Raw genomic sequence first — 21,079 nt, forward strand, 5'->3', positions numbered from 1 at the left:
ACTCCTTAAAGGATTAAAATAAATGCGAAATTGTAATGTCTCTTAGTTACAAAATCGCAAATTATACGCATTTGCATATTGTGTTTAGGATACTTTCAATGTATCGGCAGTTGGAGTAATTGTTTGATAAATATACTTGTGCGAACATTATGAGAATCTCTAAAATCTCCATAAATATTGATATTATGGGTGGCAAGTTGAGATGTAAGATTTTCAATTTTTTGAAAAGTTTTAATATCTGTGAGATTAAATAAAGAATTCTCCATAGTTACGGGATAAAAGAGAAAGATTTTTATATTTTTAGAATCTGCAAAAGTCTTTTAGTCGTTTATATTCACCGAGAAAAAAGAGGATACTTCTAAGTGTGTATTAAGATAGGCAGATTCTGTGTAAAAAGGTTTGCTATTTTCTTGTGAGCAAAAATCACCATTAGGGCTTGAAGACTTATAATTATAACCTGCCCATTTCGCTGCCTGACAAGGAAGTGTTATCATTTCTTCGTGAATAGAGGGATTTTGTGATATTGTGTTTTCTTGATTTACAATCTTTTCCATATTTGCTTGAATATTAGATTGATTGGATTGATATGTGTATTTTATGAAGTGTATGATCTGTGATAGTGTTTGTTTATGGTTATTGTGGAGGAGTGCTAATGCTACATCTATATATGTTTATATATTTATAATATCCATCTCCCCAACTTAGCATATCCAGTATCCTTTTGTCGGGGCATTATTTGAATAATAGTTAAATTCTATATGATAATTTATAGGCAAACCTAATAAATCTAAATTGAGTATTAGCTTCAATCATTGCTCCATTTAAGCCAAAGAGTGAGTTAGAACCACTTATGACAATAAGCCTTTGTTTTGTAGTTAGCTTATCATTAATCATATCTTTAATTTTATACATATCTTTAAGCTAAATTTCAGTATTTGTAAGCACAGGAATCTTAAGGAAAAAACATAAAACAGCGATGAGCGTAAAATAGCTTACAGCAAAAAGCAGCGCAGAATATATAAAAATGACAATTTGTTTTAATCCCGATGGTTGCATTAAATTTCCTTCAATTTTAAAAATTAAAATATAAAAATGGCGTGTTGTAGTCTTAAGCAAGAAGTGTCAATACAGAGCATACAAACATTATATCTATGTGTCAATTATATGAAGTAAATTAATGGGGGTTGTGGGGTGGGATATGAAATGTAAAATATGAGATGTTGGGGTATGGTGGGTGGGTTAGAAATATGAAAAGAGCGAAAGGCTAATGCCCTCACTCGCTCCTTTCAATCCTGCATAGATTTGTGAATCCTGCCGTTGGCACACCTAGTGCGCGTATGAGCCTAGCCCAATAATTCACTTGCGCTGCAGTCGCTGCGAGGATTAAAATCGCCCTTTGGGAATATTCCTTTTTTACCTCTTTGATGAGCTCCTCACTTATCACAAGCGGTGTTTTTGTGATAGCAGATATATAGCGCAGGGCGACTTTCTCCCTATGCGAAAAGCTTGGGCAACTATCAATATCCATACTTTGTAGCACCCTTATTTCTTCCTCTGTAATGCAGTCCTTATCGTATTCAAAACTATTCATATCAATACAAAAAGGACAAGCGACATCAATAGAAATGTGGATTCTAATAAGTTTTAAAAGTCTCTTAGGCACTTCTATATCATCGTGCGTGATGAAAGTTTCCATTACCGCCGAGCTTATAGCGGTTTTAGGACTCCACGATAGAATCTTTGGTAGAAGCAAATCTTTTTTGAGCTTCTTTTTTGCTATCCACATTGGGAATCTTAAAAACCAAGGGATTTTTGGTGGAGGGTTGATATAGGCATTTATATCGCTTTCAAAATAATTACTTTTATCATTTGTCTTAAAAATATTCATCGCTCCTCCCTTTACGCGTTTGCTACCAAAAGATTCACTAATGGTATCAAATTTTATATATGCTTTCAAATAAAGCCCTTAAATATGTTAGAATCTATCCCAATAATGCCATAAAGACAACATCACCAAAAGGAATATTATGGATTCACATAATCACAATATAGGTTTAAAATCGCCACGCTTAAGTGCGGGATTATTAAAGAGGATTTTTGTTGCTGCAAGTATTCGCCGCTGGAATGACCAAGCTACACCTGTGGAATTTGTAGAGCTAGATAAACAAGCGCATAAAATTGTGATTGCTTATATTTTGGCAAAGTATGAGGAAAATAATGGCAAAAGTATTGATTGGGAAAGATTGATATTGCAATTTTGCTTTGAGTTTTTTGAACGCATTGTTTTAACAGATATTAAGCCTCCTGTGTTTCATAAATTGCAAGAAACGCATAATAAAGAGCTTGTAGAGTTTGTATGCGAGCAATTAGAATCCGATTTAAGTATGTATGAGTTTTTTCCAAAAATGAAAGAATATCTCATAAGCACCAAAACTAACCTTGAAAAGCAGATTCTCAAAGCCTCGCATTATTATGCGTCTAAATGGGAGTTTGATATTATTTATCACTTTAATCCTTATATGTATGATGTGCAAAATATTCGCGATATTATTAATAAGCAGGTAGAGGAGCATTATCATTTGGTGGGAATGCGTGAGATTATGCTCTATGAAAATGTGCGTGAGCTTGTTGCGATGTTTGGGCAGCTTAGATTCCAAAAGCGGTGGAGTCAAACACCGAGAATCCCAGCTACTTCAGTGCTAGGACATACGCTTATTGTGGCTTTAAGTGCATATTTGATAAGTTTTGATATAGGCTGTTGTGAGAAAATGCGTATTAATCATTTTTTATGTGGGCTTTTTCACGATTTGCCTGAGATTCTAACGCGTGATATTATCTCGCCTATTAAACGCAGTGTAAAAGGGCTTGATAGACTGATTAAAGAGATTGAAGAAGAGGCTGTGAAAAAAAAGATTCTAGCGATTGTACCGCCTAATATTGCAGAAGATATTACTTATTTTACACAAAATGAATTTGCTAATCGCTATATGATTGAGCATTTTCCTCATAATACTGTAAGTGGCGAGGAGCTAATGGAGCGTTTTAATCATAATGAGAATAATCCCATTTATGGGGAATTTTTGAAGATATTTGATAATTTAAGTGCGTATTTGGAGGCAAAAATCTCCATTAGCCACGGCATTTCAAGCGATGATTTGATAAGTGGTGCAAATGAAATTTATAAAAAATGCGCCGATAAAGTTGTTTGCAATGTAGATATAGGCAAACTATTTAGGGATTTTGCTTAAGAATTTTATAGAATCTTTGCATAAATGTGCGTTTATATGAAGGTGTATGTTTGCGTAAGCATAAGAGCTAGATTCTAAAATTTACCCAAAAATGTGAAAATCATAAATAATAAATTACGCCAATAATGGCATTTGAAGCGCAATGTGCTTCAAATGCAGATAGAGAATATTTATTAAAGCAAAAAATAATAAAGAAAAAAAGGGTTTGTGTGAGTGAGTATAAATCCATAGCGATACAGGCGGGGCTTTCTCTGTGTTTGTTGGTTTTTGCGTGCGCGGTATATTATTTTGCAATTTTTCGCTTAAATGGGGAGCTTGTGGGACTCTATCCCTTTATCCTTTCACTTCAAAGTCTGCTCTGGCTCTGCTTTGGGTTTGTAATGGCGTCTGTGATAATGTGGATATTTTTGCAGTTTCCGTGCCATAAAATATATGATGAAAATGTATTTATCTTTGCAAAAAGCGCAAATATGTATTTTATGGTGCCATTTTTTCTTATCAACGCCTTGGCGGAGGAGCTGATTTTTCGAGGGGTTTTACAATATCATTTTGGACTTATTCTTGCAACTATTCTTTTTACACTCGTGCATTTTTCGTATTACAAAAAACCGCTTATGTTGCTTGAAGTATGCGCGCAGGGGCTGCTTTTGTGATTTTTGTATGAGATGAGTGAATCTTTATGGGTATGCACACTTTGCCACGGCGGATTTAATTATTTTCTCCTTTTGCTGATTAAAAAGGATTATGTGAGATATGATGACAAATCCTAAGCAATGGCTTTAGAAGATTCTAAGCCCAAAGGTATTAGAATCCACGACTTTAAAGCCTCAAGCTAAGAAAATATAAAGGTAGAAAGTGCAGAGGATATATACACGAGTAAAACACGCTAAAACTTTACATTTAAAATTTGCTTTTTTTGTGAATCTTATTTCTTTGCAAAGCGCAGATTCTATAAAATCTATAAAAACTATACAATGCCTCTTTTCTCCCTTGACTAATCTTGTGTTTGCCCCCCCCCCCGCTAAAAATTAACTCCTTTTTTGTTTCTTTATTTTTATTAACACATTTATCATTTTTTAGTGCGTTTGGCTTTTTTGCCTTATTTTTGTTAATGTCTTTATTGTGTTTTGTCGTGCGAGGGGGTGTGTAATGCGTCTTGCTATCGTAATTCCTGCGCATAATGAAGAAGCGGTGATATTGCAAACTTGCAGAGAGCTACAGCTTGTGCTTGGAGAGTTGGTAAAGCAAGGTGAGATTGCGCGTGAGAGTTTTATTTGCTTTATTGATGATGGAAGCAAGGATAAGACTTGGGAGATTTTGCAAGATATTTCGCGCGATACTATGAGATTAGAATCTACACAGCAGCTTAGCACAGATATAGATTCTAAAGCCTCACAACCTCAAGTAGGCAAAACAGAATATATAGCAATAAGCGCAATTAAACTCTCACGCAACTATGGACATCAAAACGCGCTTTTAGCGGGATTAGAATATGTGGCGGACAAAAGCGATTGTGCCATTAGCATAGATTGTGATTTGCAAGATGATATTTCGGTGATTGATGAATTTGTGAGAAAGGCAAAAGCAGGTGCAGAGGTGATTTATGGGGTAAGAAAAAAGCGTGATACAGATAGCTTTTTCAAAAAATATACCGCACTTGGATTCTATAAATTAATGGCATTAATGGGTGTAAAAATCACCTACAATCACGCTGATTATCGGCTGCTTTCTGCAAGAGCTATCAAATCACTTCTTAACTTTAATGAAGTCAATCTCTTTTTGCGTGGCATTGTGCCATTACTTGGCTTTAAAAGCGATGTGGTGGAATACGATAGGCTGGAGCGATTTGCAGGAGAGAGCAAATATCCTTTAATGAAAATGCTTTCTTTTGCGTGGAATGGCATTACAAGCTTTAGTGTTACGCCATTGCGGCTTGTGAGTGTGCTAGGCGTGGTGTTTTTCTTGCTTTCCATTGGGCTTGGTGCTTGGGTGCTTTATGTCAAGCTTTTTACAAGTGGCGTTATGTATGGCTGGGCTTCCACGATGATACCGCTTTGCTTTTTTAGCGGGATTCAGCTTTTGAGCCTTGGTGTTATCGGCGAATATATTGGCAAGATTTACGCAGAATCAAAGCACCGACCGAGATATTTCATAGAAGACATTGCAAATCCACGCAAAAATTTATAGCCAAATAAGATTCTAAGAATCTTTGCATTATACTCACGCTCTCATAATTTTGCTAAAGACATTTTCATAAGGAGTAGCGATGAGTATGTTGCAAATCAGTATCGGGGGGGGGCAACTTATTAGCTAAAGCTCCTTTATGGTGGCATATAGGCTTTTTTCTTTTTGTATGTTTGTATGCGTTTTTGATAATGTATCACTCGGCTTTTAGTGTTATAGATGACCACATACTTACACAAACACTTCTTGTAGGACAAAATATAGGTTTTTTTATTCAGCCAAATATTGGCAGATTCTTTCCGCTTGATGGGCAAGAGCTAAATCTACTATCAGCGGCTTTTGGCGTAAAAGCAGCAGTATTTTATACTTTTAATGCCTTATGTGTGTTTGTGGTGATTTTTGCTTTGCGCTATGCGATGAGGATTTTTATCGCGCATATTTTAGAATCTACTTCGCATTCACATAAAGCATATGCTATGCAGAAAGTCCCCTATGTAGTGGATATACTTCTTGTGCTTTTGCTTCTTTCTCCTAGTTTTATTGGTTCGTGGCTTAGGCTTTTTGTGCCAGAGCGTATGGAGTTTGTATTTTTGAGTCTTTTTCTTATGAGCTATGCTTTTGTATTGGAATCCAAAAATACACGCACTTCTAGCCTTATGCTTCTTGTTGGTTTAATCTGTGCTAATGTGTCTTTGTATTATAAAGAAACGACTTTTGCGATGATAATAGCTTTTGCATTCGTGCATCTTTTTTGTGTGTATTTTTCACATACAAAGTGTAAGATTCATATAAAGCTTTTTGATATGGGGCTTATTCTTAGCACGATTGTATGGTTTGTTGTATATGTTTTTGTTGTTTTATTACAAAAACAAGATTCAGGATTCTATGGAGATACGCCTTATAGCGCGCTTCTTACCTTTGCTAAATCTCTTTTTACATATCTATGCAATGAACCTTTTTTGTGTGGGATAATCTTTAGTGCATTAATATATAGAATCTATGCGGTGCTTATCAAAAAGCAACCCTTTATCCCCCTGCTTGATGCGAGTATTTGGGGCAGTGCGATTTTGCTTTGTGAATATGCGGTGCTCAAGCTTTCCTCTCATCATTATCTTTTACCTGCGTATGTATTTACCCTTATTGTCATTGGTGCGAGTTTTCTTTTATGGTGGCAGCATAAATGGTATAAAGTGATTCTTGCACTCTGTGCTTTTATGTTTGTGGGAAATACACTTTTTGTATCTGCGTATATATGGGCGCATTATAAATTTGTCCCGCCAAATTTTCAAGCCACACTTAGCTTTGTGAGTGATTATACACATAATCACCCGCATAATAGAATCTTCCTTGAGGGCGTGGATAGGGTAAGCTATGTAGAGGTTTATCATAGCTTTGGTAAGTGGCTTACATATTATGGGGCGCAAGATTTTGATTTGTATTCAAGCGATGCTGTCGATTCGCGCTTTGTGGATAGATTTAATGGTAATGCACATTGGAGTGTGTTTCAAAACAATGAGGCTATTGCTAAACAAAGTGGAGATTTGGTGATTGCAACCCCTTATAGTGCATATAATTTTGATTTAGAATCTTTAAACGAAAAATATGAGTTGCTTTTTAGCGCAGAGCAGGGCTATAATGTGCCATTACTTGGACTTAAAACTTTTTTGAAAGCCACATTGCAATTTTTAGGACTAACACAAGGTGATGTGATACTTTCACAAAATGTATATGCTCTGCCTCTGCATTTTTATGTATTGCGAGTGCGTTGATAATGTGTTATAATACGCCTCATTTTGTTTAAAGGAATGAAGTGGCAAAGCTTTCTCTTATCGTGCCTTGCTATAATGAAGCAGCAAATATAGATACATTTTATACTCACATAATGGATATTTTTGCCACGATTTGGCGCACTTATACAGGCACACAATTTGAGCTTATCTTTGTCAATGACGGGAGCAAAGATGAGACGCTTCAAGCTTTGTATCGTCTCAAAAATTCATCTCTCACCTCCCCCCCCCGCTCAATGCAAAATAAAAATTATTGATTTCTCACGCAATTTTGGTAAAGAAAGTGCCATATATGCTGGATTACAAGCAAGTAAGGGCGACTGTGTAGCACTTATTGACGCGGATTTACAAGACCCACCGACGATGCTGCTTGAAATGTATAAAAAATGGCAGGATAAGGAAGCAGACATTATATATGCAAGACGAATCTCTCGTGCGGGAGAGAGTTTTATAAGGGCTAAGCTTAGCGAGGGATTTTATATTTTAAGCAATCTCATTTCGCAAGTGCATTTAGAATCTGGCGTGAGAGATTTTCGCCTTATGGATAGGCAAGTTGTGAATGCCCTTTTGAGTATGAGTGAGTATCATCGTTTTTCAAAGGCAATGTTTGAATGGGTTGGCTTTAAAAAAATTGGCTTAGAATATGAGTATATTCCACGCACACAGGGTAATAGTGGCTGGAGCTTTTGGAAACTTTTTAAATATGCCATTGAGGGCTTTATTAGCTTTAGCACTATGCCTTTACGCGTGGCTTTTGTGTTAGGCTTTGTGATGAGTGCGCTAAGTTTGGGCTATGGGTGTTATGCAGTGATAAGCACACTTATTTTTCACAATGCTGTGGCTGGTTGGACTTCACTTGTAGCGTGGATAGCCTTTTTGGGTGGAGTTCAGCTTATCATACTTGGTGTTATTGGCGAGTATATCGCAAGAATCTATGAGCAAGTAAAATCTCGCCCACATTATATCGCACGAGATATGAGCGAGGATACAAGAAATGATGAGCTAAAAGATAACGTGCAGGATTTTCATAAAGGTAAAGAATGCAGCAAAAAATTCTAAGTCAAGTAAAAATCATTGTTTTTTTAGCATTTTTTGTCTTTTGTGTGGCTTTTGGCTTGAGGCTTTATTTTTTAGAATTTAAGCAAGTAGCGCATATGGATGAAATACTCTCCATTGTGTTATCCGAATACAATGAATATGGCTGGGGCAAAAATTTTGAGCCACATAAAATCTATACTGCTAAGCAGTTGCAACATATGACATTATGGAATGATAGCTCATTGAGTGGCGCATTAAGTGATGTGAAAAAACTATATGTTAATAATCGCGATGACCCACATACAAATTTATACTATTCTCTTTTGCGTTTGTGGCATATTGGCTTTATTCATACTGATTTAAAACAGACTTTTTATCGGGGCATTAGCCTTAATTTTGTCTTTTTTACTTGCTCTTTTGTTTTGGCATTTATGCTTTATGTGCGGTTATTTGGCTTTAATTATTTTCTTTTATACTTTTTGGCTTTAGCCTTTTTAAATCCTGCGAGCATAAATAATACTCTTTTTATGAGACCCTATGCCCTGCAAGAGATGAGTTTTTTACTGCTTTGCTATGTTTTTGTGAGGATATTACAATCTTTTAAAAACACATCATTTAATATGCCTTTTTTAGATAATAAAGATTTTGCGCTCAAGCTAAAAAATACATAAAAATATGGAGTATATGTATCATTTTTGCCTTTGGATTTTGTTTTGCATTAAGGTTTTTTACCAATGAGATACGATATGCACAAGTGGTGGCTCACAATATAGAAATAAATACAGAATCAAACATAGAGACAAAAGAGATTCATTATAAGATAGAGGGTAAAATGCTCTTTTCAAGCTCTATTTTTAGAGACCATAGTCCTTATATTGTTATAGAGCCTATGCTAGATTCTATGAAATTTACTTCTCAGGTTTTATCCCCTCCTATTCATCAAGATAAGAATCCCCGTTATTTGCAATTTGATAGCACCAAAGACATACAAAAAGGTGAAATCATAGGCAATATCGCCTACACACTTCATATATCATATAAGCTTTATGTGATGCTTGTGCTTGTATATGTAATAGGCTGTGTGCTTTTTGTTTGTGTAAGGCTATTGTCATATGAAGTGTTGATTTTAGCTATTTGCACAGCTTTTGCACTCTTAAGTGGATATTTTGCTCTTATATTTGTAGTGATGATTTACTTTTTAGCGACTCTATGGGCATATCGTGCAAAGGCATATAAAGATAAACTCTTTTTTGCTACTACTTTTATATATTCATTGCTTTTATCTAAGCTTTTGTATCCTAATTATTTCTCTGGTTTTGTTGGAGGTAGGGGCAAGGAAGTAGGAGATAAGCTAAGTTTAGAGTATGTGATAGAAAATTTTTATCAAATATGCACTCAATTTTTTGACATATTCACTCATTATCTCTCGTATAGTGTGGTTATTTTTGGCCTTTTTGGTTTATGTCTAGCCTGTGCATATGCCCTAAAATATCGCTCCGCAATTCTTGTGTATTTTAAGAGTGATGATGTTGGCTTGAATCCGCCACTTATAGCTTTGCTTTTTGGTATTTGTGCGCTCCTTTGGGCTTTTGTTGTAATTTTTGTAGCCCCCTACAAAGACTTGCGCTATATTATGTCTATTTTTCCTCTTTTATTCCTTTTGCTTAACTTTGCGTTGGTGAGCCTTTATCATCTACTATCTCACTCTGTTCCTCAATATGTTCGGGGGGGGGGGGTTATAATAGCTTTATGGTGTATAGGAAGTATAATGCCATTTGATAAGCAAAAAATAGATACGCTTCAAGGTTATAGATTCACACTGACTAAAGAGTATAAAGATATGGTGATTCCTCAAATTGTATTGATTGAAAATTCTACTTATTATGTTTCGCTTATTATACCATATTTGCCTAAGGACTTAAAAGTGATGTTTATAGAATCTTGTGAAGATTTATCCTCTATAATGTCTGTTTATGATAAGATAGACTTTGTTGTGAATGAGAAATTTGAATGTGCTTTGGATAGTTATGATGTGAAAATATTATATGAGAAATTGGGCGGTTTAACAAGTATAGTTTTAACGCCTAAGATTCGGTAGTTTGCATACATTAAATAAAATTAATAAAGGAGTGAAAATGAAAATAATCAGTCATAACGCGGGGGGGGGGGCTTAAAAGTGTAATTTATTTTTTCTGTCTTTTAGGCGGATTCTTTCTTGTTTTAAACGCGCTTTTTCCTACACAAAGTGATGATTTGGGTGCGGTGAGCGAGGGTTTAAGCGGTGCGTGGCGTAGCTATATGAATTGGAATGGTAGAATCTTTGAAATGCTAAGAATTGCTTGTGTGGGAGCTCTTGCACCGAGTGTTTATTTTGTGATTCTTAATACCCTTATGGGTGTGGGATTTGTATTTGCATTTTTTGTTTTTATATTTGGGCGATTGCCACGCGATTTTAATGATGTGGTGATATTAAGTCTTTTAATGTTTGTGCTAATGTTTCAGAGTGCTTTTGGTTCGATTTTCCTTTGGGCTGCTGGGAGTTTAAATTATTTGTGGGCGTATTGTGCCTTGCTTTGTAGCTTTATCCCTTATCGTTTATTTTGGGGAGATATTTTCGAGCAAGATTCTAAAGGTATTTGTAAATCAAATGTTGTAAAAGAGCTATGCAAAGCCCTTGTGTTTATGCTTTTATGCTTTGTTGCTGGTATGAGTAGCGAAATGATAGGCATTGTGGCAATCATCGTGCATATAGGATTTTTTATATATGCCCTCTATAAAAGAGTGCATTTGCCTGTGTGGTATTATGCTGGGCTTGTGGCTTTTATGCTAGGCTATTTTGCACTCTATCTAAGTCCCGGACACGCTAAAAGAGTAGCAGTGTTTTGGGAGCTTTTAGGAAGAGATTCGTTTTATACGCTTTCGGATTTGTGGGCTATGAGTTTTGGTGAGAAAATGCGACATTTAAGTATTACTTATGCAAAGTTTGTTGGTTATTTACCTGTGATAATCATAGTGCTAATCCTTTTTGTATGTTATAAAGAAAGGGTTAAAAAATTTATATCTTTGATTTTTATTTTGCTGTGGTTGTATTTTTTTGTAATGGTAAAAAATCATAAGCATTTTTTACCATTTGCAAGTGATTTTATTGGCATTGTTGCCTTTGTCATTGCTGGGTGTTTTTTTGTGGGATTTGCTTATTTTTATTATAAGAGAAATGATGAGGCAATGTGTAAGCTTTTTATTAAATTATTCATTGCATTTTTACTCTTTTGTCTGCTTGTAGGCACTACGATTCAAGTAGATTTGCCATCACGCGCTAAGCTTGGCTATGTATTGATTGAATTTGTAATGATTGTTTTTGTCTATCAGCAGTTTATGGAATCTTTAGGCAGTGAGCGCATAGCAAAAATTATTCAAATATCAATCATTGCTTTATGTTGTGCTTATGGGATTTTTGTGCTAAGTGCATATATTGATGGGCGTATAAAGTGGAACAATATGGTAGATTCTATTCAAGCGCAAAAAGCTCAAGGCATAGAAGATGTGAAAGTGAGTGCTTCTACCTTTGCTTCATTTTATAAAAATTATGGCGATTGGGGCAATCCCGGAGACAATCCAAATGAGTGGCCTAATACGACTTACGCGTATTATTTTGGTGTGAAAAGCTTTGTGGTAGAGTAAGTGATTCATTTGCTTTTGGCTGTGAGATATTTTTATAAGCAATAAAATAATTGTGTGCGTGAAGCCAAACTTTTAAAGCCTTGCAAGGGCAGGGGATTATAAAGGGAGCGATTTTGCATTTATGCGAAGCTACTTTAACCCACAGCGTATTTTTGTCCCTCCCTTATCAAAAAGAAAATAAAACATTTGAAATTTACATTCTAATTTTTGCTAAAATTTGGATATGGCAAAACAATACAAATCTGGAGCATAAATGAAAAATCCGTGGCATAAAGCAGGTATTAAATACTTAAGCGTAGGAGTAGTAAATACTTGCGTTGGCTATGGCGTGATATTTTTTGCACTATGGTGTGGCATCGTGCCAGAAGTGGCAAATGCAATAGGCTATGGCGTGGGTTTTGTGGTGTCTTATATATTAAATAAAACTTTCACTTTTGCTTCGCCCTCTTCTCATAAGCGCGACTTGCCTCGTTTTGCTTTAGCTATGGGTATAGCATATGTGGCACAATTTCTTGTAATGAGCTTTGCATATAGAATCTTAGATATGAATCCTTATTTTGCACAAATTGTCGGCGGTGTAGTGTATGTATGTGTTGGTTTTGTGATGAGCAAATGTTATGCTTTTTCGTCTAAGGATTCATAAGTAAAGATGTATGTTGCGTGAGATTTATATGAAGTAAGCTACAATTTCATAAAATTAAGGCATAAGGAGGCAAAAGATGATTATTATCCCGGCGCGTTTAGAATCCACGCGATTTCCGCAAAAGGCATTGTGCGATATAGGCGGGTTGCCTATGGTTGTGCGTACAGCACTTAATGCAAAAGAGGTAGATTCTGTGGTGGTGGCGTGTGATGATGAAAAAATAGCATCTGTATGTAAAACACATAAGATTCCTTGTGTAATGACAGCTAAAAGTCATAGTAGCGGCACAGATAGATGTGCAGAGGCAGCACGAAAACTTGGTTTAAAAGATGATGAGATAGTCATTAATGTGCAAGGTGATGAGCCATTTTTGGAACATAATGTTATTTCCACACTCATTGCCTTAATGAAAGAAAAAAAGCCTTTTATGGGGACTTTAGCAAAGGTGATTTCTGAATCTTCTAGCGTGGATTCTAATCTTGTTAAAGTCGTGCTAAACGCGCATAATGAGGCGATTTATTTCTCTCGTGCTACTATTCCATTTCACCGCGATAAAGATAGCAAGACTATGCAGCATTTTCCATATTTGGGGCACTTGGGAATTTATGGCTTTTATGCAAAGACTTTGCAGGAGTTTTGCTCCTTGCCAAAAAGCCCTTTAGAGGAGATAGAAAAACTCGAGCAGCTTCGCGCAATTTATCATAGAAAAACTATTGCTTTAGCGGTGGTAGAAACAAAAAGCGTGGGGATTGATACGCCACAAGATTATGAGAGGGCGTTAGCATATCTTAGAGAGAGTGAAAAATAGCATTTTATTGCGCGTTTGCTAGGGCGCAGATTCTAGCACTTTAGCACAGCGCATTAGATTCTATGTTTTATCACAGGTTTTATATTTATTTTGAATCTACAAAAGGAGTGAAAATGAGCGTGGCAGCGGATAAAGTCAATATGCGCACAGATTCTATTTATAAGCTCTTTTTTTATTTTTTTATTCCAAATTTATGCGCTATGCTTGCACTTTCTACTTATTCAACCATTGATGGTATTTTTGTGGGGAAAAAGCTTGGTGAAAATGCACTTGCTGCTATTGGGTTATGTTGGCCTGTATTTCCTGCCCTCATTGCTTTTGAATTACTCTTTGGCTTAGGAGCTGCTTCTATTGCTTCGTATTTTTTGGGTAAAGGACAAGATAACCGCGCAAGATTAATGTTTAGCTCGGTATTTTATTTTGCTACCCTCTCTTCTGTCATTATCGGCGTAATTCTTTTTTTCTGTGTAGAAAAAGTTGCTCTTGCACTTGGGGCAAATAAGTTAGTGCTGCCCTATGTGGTAGAGTATTTGCAAGTGATTTTTTTGAGTGCTGTGATTATGGTGCTTCACCCTTTGCTTGATATTTTTGTGATTAATGATAAACGCCCGATTTTGGCAATGATGGCGATGATTATTGGCTCTGCATCAAATATTGTATTAAATTATATTTTTTTATTTGTGTTAGAGCTTGGTATGTTTGGCTCTGCACTTGCTACTGCTATGGGACACGGATTAGGTATGATGATACTTTTAAGCCATTTTGTGCGTAAAAGAGGGCGCATTTATTTTGTATGGCGTTTTTCACTCAATGCTGTGTTTGCTTCTGCAAAAAATGGTGTGCCTCAAAGCATTTCTGAACTTAGCGTAGCATTTGTAATGATTATGTTTAATCACACATTGAAAGCTTTGGCTGAAAGCGAAGAGATGAAAGTGAGCTATCTTGCTATTTATAGTATCGTGATGTATGTGGGCGTAGTGTGCTTTACGATTTTACTCTCTTGCGCCCAAGGTGTACAGCCTGTAGCAAGCTATAACTATGGAGCTGGAGAGATGAAGCGAGTGAGGGGGATTTATGCTTTTGGAGTGGGCTTTGCTACTGCTTTAGGCATTTTAGTTTATGCAGTATTTATGAGTATAGATTCTATGCTCGTCAAACTTTTTTTAAAAAGTGGGCAAGAAATGATTTTAGAGCCAACCCTTGAAGCAATGAAAGTGTATTTTATAGGCTATATATTTTTAGGATTTAATATTGTGAGTGCAATATTTTTTCAATCAATCCAACGTCCCAAAAGCTCTTTTATCATTACACTCTCTTATAATCTTGTTTTTGTGTGTATTTTGCTTTTTGCACTCTCGTATTATTATGGTATATTTGGTGTATGGCTTTCTTATCCGCTTTCTCTTGTGTGTTCTAGTGTGGTGGTGATTGGTGTGATTATCTATGAGTTTCGCTATGGTGTGCTAAATCTAGCTCATAGAATCTGAATCTTGCCCTTGATTGTAGTAATGATGCCTTTATTTTTAAGCATCTTAAGGGTGCGCGAGAGCGACTCTGGAGAGACATTGAGACTTTGGGCAATTTGCCTTTGAGTTTGTGTGTGGAGTAAATCTTTATGCGCATTGAGATAGGCTAAAAGCCGTGTTTGCAAGTTTTGATTGTGTGCATTGATGTGAGATTCTAAGATTTGTATCTTGTGGCATAAAGAAGTGATAAAAAGTGAGCACATTTGCACATCTTGCAAAATATGTGTATGAAAGATCTCAAGCCGAATCTTGATGATTTCGCAAGGCTGCATACATTGTGCGTTTGATGGATATTTTAATCGCATAAAAAAGGGCATTTCAGCAATAAGAGAAGGTGCAGTGATGATATGCAGGGTGCATTCACTATCATCAATATCTGTTTTGCTTTTATAGAGGCGCACCTCGCCTTGAGTGAGTAAAAGCAAAGAGGATACACATTCTCCCTCAAAAAAGAGTAGCTCTCCTGCATTGTAATGCCGTTTTTGCCCGATATGTGTGAGGGTGTCAAAAAGTCGCTGCATAAGGGGTCGCCTCTGTATAGATTTATGGATATATTGTAGCAAATCTTAACCTATATCAATGTTTTTTTATATATTTTGCTTTAAGATTTTGTATTTTAATCCAAAAAGAGTATATGGGAGGTTTTGTGGAGGCACTTTATCCCTATTTTCTCACACTCCATTTGTTGTGTGCGATAATATTTTTAGGCTATATTTTTACTGATGTGGTGCTACTCACTCCTTTGAGGAGGATTCTAGGCGATGAGATTGCTGATAAGGTATTTGGCGTAATAAGCAAAAGGGGTGTAAAGATAATGCCTTTATGTCTGCTTTTCTTGGTGCTGACAGGTGGAGCGATGATAAGTCGCTATATCGGCGGTAATCAAGGCTTTTTTGAGACATCGTTTCAAATCTTTTTGCTTATAAAAATGTGCCTTGCATTCGCCATTGTATTAATGGTGGTTATCTCGCTAAGCTGCAAGTTTTTAGGGCTTAAGAATCCTTTGGCAAAAGTGATTCACCCCATTGCCTTATTTCTTGGGTTATTCATTGTGCTATTGGCAAAAGCGGCATTTTATGTGTAAGTGTAAGGAGGAAATGATGAGCATAGAGATAGTCAGTATGGTATTGTTTGTAAGCTTGGTGGTTTTTATTTTGCTAAAGCTTGCGTTATTTTTAAAATAAGGAGAAAAGATGTTTGAAGAAATTAATGTGGATTCTATCCGTCAGCTTATGGATATTTTTTATGCTAAGGTGCGTGCGGATAAAAGTGGGCTTGGCGAAATTTTTAATACCAAAGTTGGCACAAGCGATGAGGTATGGGAAGCACATAAGGCAAAGATTGCAAATTTTTGGCAAGGTATGCTTTTGAGTATGGGCGATTATAATGGGCAACCGCTCAAAGCTCACCTTGATTTGCCACCTTTTCCACGCGAACTTTTTAATGTGTGGCTTAGTCTCTTTGAGGAGAGCTTGAGGGCAGTGTATGCAAAAGAGGAGCATATCGCAGTAATAATGCAGCGGGCTCAAATGATAGCCCAAAGATTCCAATATATGATGTATGAGAGTGGGTTGCACCATTAAAAGAGCTTTGATGAGAATCTGCAAAATAACGATATTAATCGTGTTGCTTTGCTCCTCTGCGTTTGGCGCACCCTCGCAAGAAATCTCGCCTATCACCCAAGAAGCAAAGGCACTTTTTGCAATAGAATCTATACGCTTACAAAATACGCAGGGCAGATTCTATAATATTTACATCGCTATTCCAAAGCATAAAAAAGATAAAACAAGTGTATTTTATATGCTAGATGGCAATGCGTTTTTCCCCTTGTTACTCAATGAAATTGCCAAAAAAGAATCTACACAGCCTTTTCAATCATTGCCTATCATTGTAGGAATCGGGCACGATAGCACATTGGCTTTTGATAGGGCATCGCGCACTTATGATTATACGCCTTTGCTTTCTAAAGAATTGCGGGATTCATTTAGTGGTGGCGGTGGAATCAATATATTTTTAGATTTTATCACGCAAAAAGTCCAACCATTGATACATAAGCGATTTGGTATACCTCATAAAGAGCTACTTTTTGGACATTCTTTTGGCGGGCTTTTTGTGTTACACACACTTTTGCATAAGCCGCGAAGTTTTAGCCATTATGTGTGTGCTTCGCCTTCACTTTGGTGGGGTGAGGGGAAATTTATAACCTTGCCTCTTGAGATAACGCATTATCCAGATTCTATTATTTTCACTCGTGGTAGTTTAGAGGCAAATTCTCAAAGACAAGCAAAATACAAGATTGAAGAGATTGTGCAAGCTTTGCAAAAGAGCGCACCCAATCCCAAAAGTATTGTATTTGTTGAGTTAATGGGGCAAAATCACGGGAGCTCTATTCCTTATGCTTTAAATTTAGGCTTAGATACTTTAATGCAATAGCACTATTTTTTGCGTTTTTTACCCATAAGATGTGCCACAGAGCCAGAATATGCGATGTTTTCAATAGGGATAGAATCATTATTGAGAAATTCACTTACACCACCATCTATGTTTTTAAGCTGCGCGTTAATTTCGCTTTCTTGATAAGCGTAGTGCATATTCGCACTTATCACACCGCGCAAGGATTCTATATGTTTATTGAGGGCGATTTCCTCCTCTGTGCTAGGGGCTTCTACTACTACAATAAGCTGATGTGTGGGCTTATCTGCGATATAAATCTCACAATTTTGCAGTTCATCTATTACCTCTTTCACGGATTCAAAATGCTCTTCTGTGGTTTTTACAATAATGCTTGAAATATTCATCTTAGTCCTTTAGTTGCCAAATAATCATACTTTTATCATCACTTCCGCTAATGATTGTTTTCTCATCATAAAAAATAATGCTATTAATAAGCGAGGTTGTGCCTTTCAATGTGTAAATTTCGCGCATAGTGGGCAAATGTATCACGCCTATGTCGTTTTGTTCATTTTTGCTAAATGCCCCAAAATTTGCTTGTGGTGAGATTCCCACCGCGTAGATAAGAAAATGACTTTTTATACTTGCAGCATTTTTTAGGCTAAATTGCGCTTTTTGTGTGCTATTTTGTGGCTGTGTGCTAAAAGTATAAACGCCCATTTGCCTATCTGCACCCGCAGTTAGAATCTTATCACGCGCAGAGGCGATTTGGTAGTTATTGTCCTTATTGATGTTTTCAAGTCGTGCAAGTAGCTCACCATTAGACACATTAAGCACATTGACTATACCGGATTCATCGGTGCTAAAGATAAATGGTGCATTCACGCATAAATCCGAAAAACCAGCAAGGCTAGGGTGGCTCATATAGATAAAATTCGCGTTTTTTATATCAAAAAGCCCAATTTCATTACTCAAAAAACCAACAACGAGTTTGTCTTTATCAAAGGCGATAATGCGCTTAGGTGAAGTGGTCGTTTGGTAAATCACCTCTGCTTCTTGCATAGCGGAGATTTTGAGAATCTGCTTTCCACCGCGTGAAGCCTCACTTAGCACAAAAAGTGTTTTGCCATCAAAGGTTGTAATATCAAACACGCGTGGCGCAAAGTCATTGTCAAAATAATCTTTCACGAGGGGCAAAGTGAGGCTATATGCCTTATGCGCCCTTTTACTTTTATCAAGGCTAAACACATCGATGCCACCACTGGCATTACCCACGAAGATTTGATTATTAAAGCTACTTATATGCGTGATAATCGCGCTCGTATGGATTATCTGTGCATTTGTGCTTTCTATAACAATCGGCTTTGTCAATCCACTATTCGCGCCATACTGCGCCCATAGGGGCAGCATACAAAGCAAGGCGAGTAATGGAACACAGAATCTGCACATTCTTACTTGACACCTTCGTTAAGCACATCAAGCAGATTCGATGAATTTTTAGAACCTTGTGTGCGGAAGTCAGGCGAGAAAGTATTTGCAATTGTTGGCGATACTTCGGCTTGTGGCGTATGGCATAGCACACAATTAAATCGCGCTGGAGAGACACCTGCTAAATCCTTATTTGTGCGTAAATCATAAGTGTGTGAAGCCGGAGCAGCCACTGCGCCTACATCTTTTGCAATAGCCGGGTCGTGGCACGCAAGGCATTGATTGTTATCCTGTGTGATAGGGAGCATATCCTCTATGCTATGGGAAATCATAGGCGGTGCATTTTCAAATGAACGTTCAATAGGTGTGCTTTCACCAGCAGAAGCATTAGGATATGCGTATTGAAGCAATTTGACATCTTTTTCATCTTGCAAATCCACTTTTCTCAACCCAATCTCATTATCTTTAAGCATTTCGCCACTTTGTATTTCTTTAGGTGCATTATCGCCCTTAGATTCTGTAGAATCCGAACACGCAAAAAATGCCAATCCAACTAAGCCTATCATTAAGCCCTGAATGTATTTTTTCATTTTTTCTCCTTTTGTGTGAAATTCACAATACTAAATTTTAGTGCGTCATCATCGCACACCTCAATACACCTACCACAGCGCAAACACGCTATATCTTTTAATGCGCCCTCTGTTTTACCAATGGGTTTTAGCACTTCAGGCTCTGGACAAATGCGCACACATTGCATACATTTGGTGCAATTATCTTTTACGTGATATACGCGCAAAAGTGCAAATTTGCCAATGAGTGAATACATTGCTCCAAGCGGACAGATATGCCCACAAAAGCCATTTTTTAGCACAAACAAATCAAACACAAACACCGCCAAAATGGCAAAGATTCCAAAGCCCATACCAAAAATAAGCCCACGATGAAGCATAGAAATGGGGCTAAGTAGCTCGAAAGCTGCCACACCGCTTATCGCGCTAAGCACTAATCCTATCGCTAAAATCACAAATCGTGTGGAGCGAGGAATAGCGAGTATGTGCCGAGCCTGATTGAATCCTAGCTTCTCACGCAAGAAGTTGGCAAAATCAGTTACAAGATTCATAGGGCAAACAAAGGCGCAATACGCGCGTCCTAAAAATACCCCATAAATAAACACGACAAGCAACACTCCAAGCGCGACATCAAGTGCAAATCCACCACCTGCGAGGAAAATTTGTAGTGCGCTTAATGGGTCGGTGAGATTTACCATACCAAACCATTTTGCGTGGCTAAGATTGCCCTGTGCGATATTGCTTAGCGCACTTTGTTCTTTTGCCACGATTGAGCTAGAATCCCCGATGAAAGATTCTATATTGCCACCAAAGACACCTCTTTGTTCCTTGCTTTGGACATTTTTCAATGTCGCAATAGAGTAATTCCCTAGCACAAAAAACACGAGGATAAGAATCTGCATCACCCGCCTAAGAAAGAGATATTTGAATTTTGTATATTTCATTCTATCTCTCCTAGTGAGCGATTAAGATAGTCTAGAGTGTCCTTTGGTGCAGTATTTTTAGACTTACTTTGCTCTTTAAGCTCAAAAAGCCGATTTTCATCAGTCTTATCCCAACCCTTGATATAGTTTGTCCCCATTTTGCCCAGTGCAACGCTACGAGGTAAGACAATAATCGTAGGAAGCTCTGTAACACAGGCTTTTTCACACATACCGCAACCAGTGCAGTAGTCGCTATCTACAATGGGTAGCAAAAAGCCGTGTTTGCCGGTGCGCTCATTGCGCTTATATTCGAGGCTTATTGCCTTATCAATAAGCGGACAGGCGCGGTAGCACGCATCACATTGAATCCCTGCATAAGCTACGCAATGCTTTGAATCTACAATTGCTACACCCATTGTGGCGTTATTAATATCCGCCTCTGTGTAACTTTTGTCTGTATCGGGCTTCTTTGGCTGATACAGACGCTCAAGCTGAAGCGCATCGGTGGGACAAGCCTCCGCACAAGGAATGTCCTTACACATATAGCAAGGCACTTTGCGAGCTTCAAAAAATGGTGTGCCAAGCGTGGTATCATCATTTGGCGTTGCAAGTTTAAGCGTATAAAAAGGACACGCCTCTACACACAAACCACATTTAATGCAGCTTGATATAAATTCAGCGTCATTTTTACTCGCACCGGGTGGGCGCAAAATATTTGCATTCCCAGCCTTAGCGACATTGACATACGCTCCCCAAACAAACGCGCCAAATAGAGCAAAACCTGCGTTTTGTCCTATTTTGAGTAGAGCTTGTCGTCTCTGCGGATTCTGTGGCTTTGTGTCTTTTTGCACAT

Annotated in this window: 24 protein-coding genes; 15 read left to right on the forward strand and 9 right to left on the reverse strand. The window is 37.3% G+C overall.

Features of this window, described 5'->3' with window-relative positions; translation table 11 throughout:
• Positions 1–320: 320 nt before the first annotated feature.
• From LS67_RS02215 to LS67_RS02220, 3 genes are all read right to left on the reverse strand, one after another.
• Complete coding sequence (locus LS67_RS02215) at positions 321–554, reverse strand: hypothetical protein (protein WP_034326683.1); 234 nt, start codon at positions 552–554, stop codon at positions 321–323.
• Positions 555–921: 367 nt separating this feature from the next.
• The gene (locus tag LS67_RS10095; RefSeq protein ID WP_268902957.1) at positions 922–1,056 is read right to left on the reverse strand and encodes a hypothetical protein; all 135 of its coding nucleotides are present in this window, start codon (positions 1,054–1,056) and stop codon (positions 922–924) included.
• Positions 1,057–1,273: 217 nt separating this feature from the next.
• Positions 1,274–1,957, reverse strand: coding sequence for a carboxymuconolactone decarboxylase family protein (locus LS67_RS02220; protein ID WP_197631359.1), 684 nt, complete (start codon positions 1,955–1,957; stop codon positions 1,274–1,276).
• Between the two features lie 70 nt (positions 1,958–2,027).
• On the opposite strand from LS67_RS02220, the gene LS67_RS02225 reads away from it, so the two are divergent.
• From LS67_RS02225 to LS67_RS02275, 12 genes are all read left to right on the forward strand, one after another.
• Entirely contained in the window at positions 2,028–3,248 is a 1,221-nt protein-coding gene (locus LS67_RS02225) for an HD domain-containing protein (protein ID WP_034342881.1), read from the forward strand.
• A 209-nt stretch (positions 3,249–3,457) separates the two neighbouring features.
• Positions 3,458–3,901, forward strand: coding sequence for a CPBP family glutamic-type intramembrane protease (locus tag LS67_RS02230; protein ID WP_138109551.1), 444 nt, complete (start codon positions 3,458–3,460; stop codon positions 3,899–3,901).
• A gap of 496 nt (positions 3,902–4,397) precedes the next feature.
• Complete coding sequence (locus tag LS67_RS02235) at positions 4,398–5,435, forward strand: glycosyltransferase family 2 protein (protein ID WP_034328597.1); 1,038 nt, start codon at positions 4,398–4,400, stop codon at positions 5,433–5,435.
• A gap of 188 nt (positions 5,436–5,623) precedes the next feature.
• Positions 5,624–7,201, forward strand: a complete 1,578-nt coding sequence (locus LS67_RS02240; RefSeq protein WP_236096324.1) for a hypothetical protein — start codon at positions 5,624–5,626, stop codon at positions 7,199–7,201.
• A gap of 41 nt (positions 7,202–7,242) precedes the next feature.
• Positions 7,243–7,476 (forward strand): glycosyltransferase, encoded by a 234-nt coding sequence (locus tag LS67_RS10100; RefSeq protein WP_268902979.1) that lies wholly within the window; start codon positions 7,243–7,245, stop codon positions 7,474–7,476.
• Complete coding sequence (locus tag LS67_RS02245) at positions 7,394–8,278, forward strand: glycosyltransferase (protein ID WP_268902980.1); 885 nt, start codon at positions 7,394–7,396, stop codon at positions 8,276–8,278. Before LS67_RS10100 ends, LS67_RS02245 begins: the two co-directional genes overlap by 83 nt.
• Positions 8,260–8,928 (forward strand): hypothetical protein, encoded by a 669-nt coding sequence (locus LS67_RS02250; RefSeq protein ID WP_034328440.1) that lies wholly within the window; start codon positions 8,260–8,262, stop codon positions 8,926–8,928. Before LS67_RS02245 ends, LS67_RS02250 begins: the two co-directional genes overlap by 19 nt.
• Positions 8,929–9,014: 86 nt before the next feature.
• Complete coding sequence (locus LS67_RS02255; protein WP_138109553.1) at positions 9,015–10,355, forward strand: hypothetical protein; 1,341 nt, start codon at positions 9,015–9,017, stop codon at positions 10,353–10,355.
• An 83-nt stretch (positions 10,356–10,438) separates the two neighbouring features.
• Positions 10,439–11,938: a DUF6056 family protein gene (locus LS67_RS09875; RefSeq protein WP_236096328.1), complete on the forward strand. Its 1,500-nt coding sequence runs from the start codon at positions 10,439–10,441 to the stop codon at positions 11,936–11,938.
• A gap of 253 nt (positions 11,939–12,191) precedes the next feature.
• A complete protein-coding gene (locus LS67_RS02265) occupies positions 12,192–12,581 on the forward strand; it encodes a GtrA family protein (RefSeq protein WP_034327333.1) in 390 nt (129 codons plus the stop codon).
• 76 nt (positions 12,582–12,657) lie between these two features.
• Positions 12,658–13,389 (forward strand): 3-deoxy-manno-octulosonate cytidylyltransferase, encoded by a 732-nt coding sequence (gene kdsB, locus LS67_RS02270; RefSeq protein WP_034327332.1) that lies wholly within the window; start codon positions 12,658–12,660, stop codon positions 13,387–13,389.
• Positions 13,390–13,502: 113 nt separating this feature from the next.
• Positions 13,503–14,876: an MATE family efflux transporter gene (locus LS67_RS02275; RefSeq protein ID WP_034327331.1), complete on the forward strand. Its 1,374-nt coding sequence runs from the start codon at positions 13,503–13,505 to the stop codon at positions 14,874–14,876.
• Here the strand turns inward: LS67_RS02275 and LS67_RS02280 are convergent.
• A complete protein-coding gene (locus LS67_RS02280) occupies positions 14,864–15,478 on the reverse strand; it encodes a Crp/Fnr family transcriptional regulator (protein ID WP_231944744.1) in 615 nt (204 codons plus the stop codon). The two genes, LS67_RS02275 and LS67_RS02280, sit on opposite strands and share 13 nt — an antisense overlap.
• 83 nt (positions 15,479–15,561) lie before the next feature.
• Between LS67_RS02280 and LS67_RS02285 the strand changes: the two genes are divergently transcribed.
• The 3 genes from LS67_RS02285 (at position 15,562) to LS67_RS02295 (ending at position 17,348) form a co-directional block, all read left to right on the forward strand.
• The gene (locus LS67_RS02285; RefSeq protein WP_034327342.1) at positions 15,562–15,999 is read left to right on the forward strand and encodes a copper resistance protein CopD; all 438 of its coding nucleotides are present in this window, start codon (positions 15,562–15,564) and stop codon (positions 15,997–15,999) included.
• A 109-nt stretch (positions 16,000–16,108) separates the two neighbouring features.
• Entirely contained in the window at positions 16,109–16,498 is a 390-nt protein-coding gene (locus LS67_RS02290; RefSeq protein WP_034327329.1) for a group III truncated hemoglobin, read from the forward strand.
• Between the two features lie 10 nt (positions 16,499–16,508).
• Complete coding sequence (locus LS67_RS02295; RefSeq protein ID WP_052099876.1) at positions 16,509–17,348, forward strand: alpha/beta hydrolase; 840 nt, start codon at positions 16,509–16,511, stop codon at positions 17,346–17,348.
• 2 nt (positions 17,349–17,350) lie between these two features.
• On the opposite strand, the gene LS67_RS02300 is transcribed toward LS67_RS02295, so the two are convergent.
• From LS67_RS02300 to napG, 5 genes are read right to left on the reverse strand one after another with little or no spacing between them, the layout of a single operon-like run.
• Positions 17,351–17,713 carry a chaperone NapD gene (locus LS67_RS02300; protein WP_034327328.1) on the reverse strand — a complete coding sequence of 121 codons (363 nt, stop codon included), beginning with the start codon at positions 17,711–17,713 and terminating at the stop codon, positions 17,351–17,353.
• Between the two features lies 1 nt (position 17,714).
• Positions 17,715–18,755 (reverse strand): WD40 repeat domain-containing protein, encoded by a 1,041-nt coding sequence (locus LS67_RS02305; RefSeq protein ID WP_231944743.1) that lies wholly within the window; start codon positions 18,753–18,755, stop codon positions 17,715–17,717.
• Between the two features lie 2 nt (positions 18,756–18,757).
• The gene (locus LS67_RS02310; RefSeq protein ID WP_034327327.1) at positions 18,758–19,324 is read right to left on the reverse strand and encodes a nitrate reductase cytochrome c-type subunit; all 567 of its coding nucleotides are present in this window, start codon (positions 19,322–19,324) and stop codon (positions 18,758–18,760) included.
• Entirely contained in the window at positions 19,321–20,247 is a 927-nt protein-coding gene (napH, locus tag LS67_RS02315) for a quinol dehydrogenase ferredoxin subunit NapH (protein WP_034327326.1), read from the reverse strand. Before napH ends, LS67_RS02310 begins: the two co-directional genes overlap by 4 nt.
• Positions 20,244–21,077, reverse strand: a complete 834-nt coding sequence (napG, locus tag LS67_RS02320; protein ID WP_034327325.1) for a ferredoxin-type protein NapG — start codon at positions 21,075–21,077, stop codon at positions 20,244–20,246. Before napG ends, napH begins: the two co-directional genes overlap by 4 nt.
• Positions 21,078–21,079 lie beyond the last annotated feature (2 nt).

The organism is Helicobacter sp. MIT 03-1616, assembly GCF_000765685.2.
Lineage (GTDB): Bacteria > Campylobacterota > Campylobacteria > Campylobacterales > Helicobacteraceae > Helicobacter_C > Helicobacter_C typhlonius.

What these genes read in the sequence shown, in the direction of transcription:
- LS67_RS02305 (WP_231944743.1), bottom strand. Translation starts at nt 18,755, where the DNA reads ATGTGCAGATTCTGTGTTCCATTACTCGCCTTGCTTTGTATGCTGCCC.
- LS67_RS02240 (WP_236096324.1), top strand. Translation starts at nt 5,624, where the DNA reads ATGTATCACTCGGCTTTTAGTGTTATAGATGACCACATACTTACACAA.
- LS67_RS02250 (WP_034328440.1), top strand. Translation starts at nt 8,260, where the DNA reads ATGCAGCAAAAAATTCTAAGTCAAGTAAAAATCATTGTTTTTTTAGCA.
- LS67_RS02295 (WP_052099876.1), top strand. Translation starts at nt 16,509, where the DNA reads ATGAGAATCTGCAAAATAACGATATTAATCGTGTTGCTTTGCTCCTCT.
- LS67_RS02235 (WP_034328597.1), top strand. Translation starts at nt 4,398, where the DNA reads ATGCGTCTTGCTATCGTAATTCCTGCGCATAATGAAGAAGCGGTGATA.
- LS67_RS02225 (WP_034342881.1), top strand. Translation starts at nt 2,028, where the DNA reads ATGGATTCACATAATCACAATATAGGTTTAAAATCGCCACGCTTAAGT.
- LS67_RS02215 (WP_034326683.1), bottom strand. Translation starts at nt 554, where the DNA reads ATGGAAAAGATTGTAAATCAAGAAAACACAATATCACAAAATCCCTCT.
- kdsB (WP_034327332.1), top strand. Translation starts at nt 12,658, where the DNA reads ATGATTATTATCCCGGCGCGTTTAGAATCCACGCGATTTCCGCAAAAG.
- LS67_RS02310 (WP_034327327.1), bottom strand. Translation starts at nt 19,324, where the DNA reads ATGAAAAAATACATTCAGGGCTTAATGATAGGCTTAGTTGGATTGGCA.
- LS67_RS02290 (WP_034327329.1), top strand. Translation starts at nt 16,109, where the DNA reads ATGTTTGAAGAAATTAATGTGGATTCTATCCGTCAGCTTATGGATATT.
- napH (WP_034327326.1), bottom strand. Translation starts at nt 20,247, where the DNA reads ATGAAATATACAAAATTCAAATATCTCTTTCTTAGGCGGGTGATGCAG.
- LS67_RS02275 (WP_034327331.1), top strand. Translation starts at nt 13,503, where the DNA reads ATGAGCGTGGCAGCGGATAAAGTCAATATGCGCACAGATTCTATTTAT.
- LS67_RS02300 (WP_034327328.1), bottom strand. Translation starts at nt 17,713, where the DNA reads ATGAATATTTCAAGCATTATTGTAAAAACCACAGAAGAGCATTTTGAA.
- LS67_RS02245 (WP_268902980.1), top strand. Translation starts at nt 7,394, where the DNA reads ATGAGACGCTTCAAGCTTTGTATCGTCTCAAAAATTCATCTCTCACCT.
- LS67_RS02265 (WP_034327333.1), top strand. Translation starts at nt 12,192, where the DNA reads ATGAAAAATCCGTGGCATAAAGCAGGTATTAAATACTTAAGCGTAGGA.
- LS67_RS10095 (WP_268902957.1), bottom strand. Translation starts at nt 1,056, where the DNA reads ATGCAACCATCGGGATTAAAACAAATTGTCATTTTTATATATTCTGCG.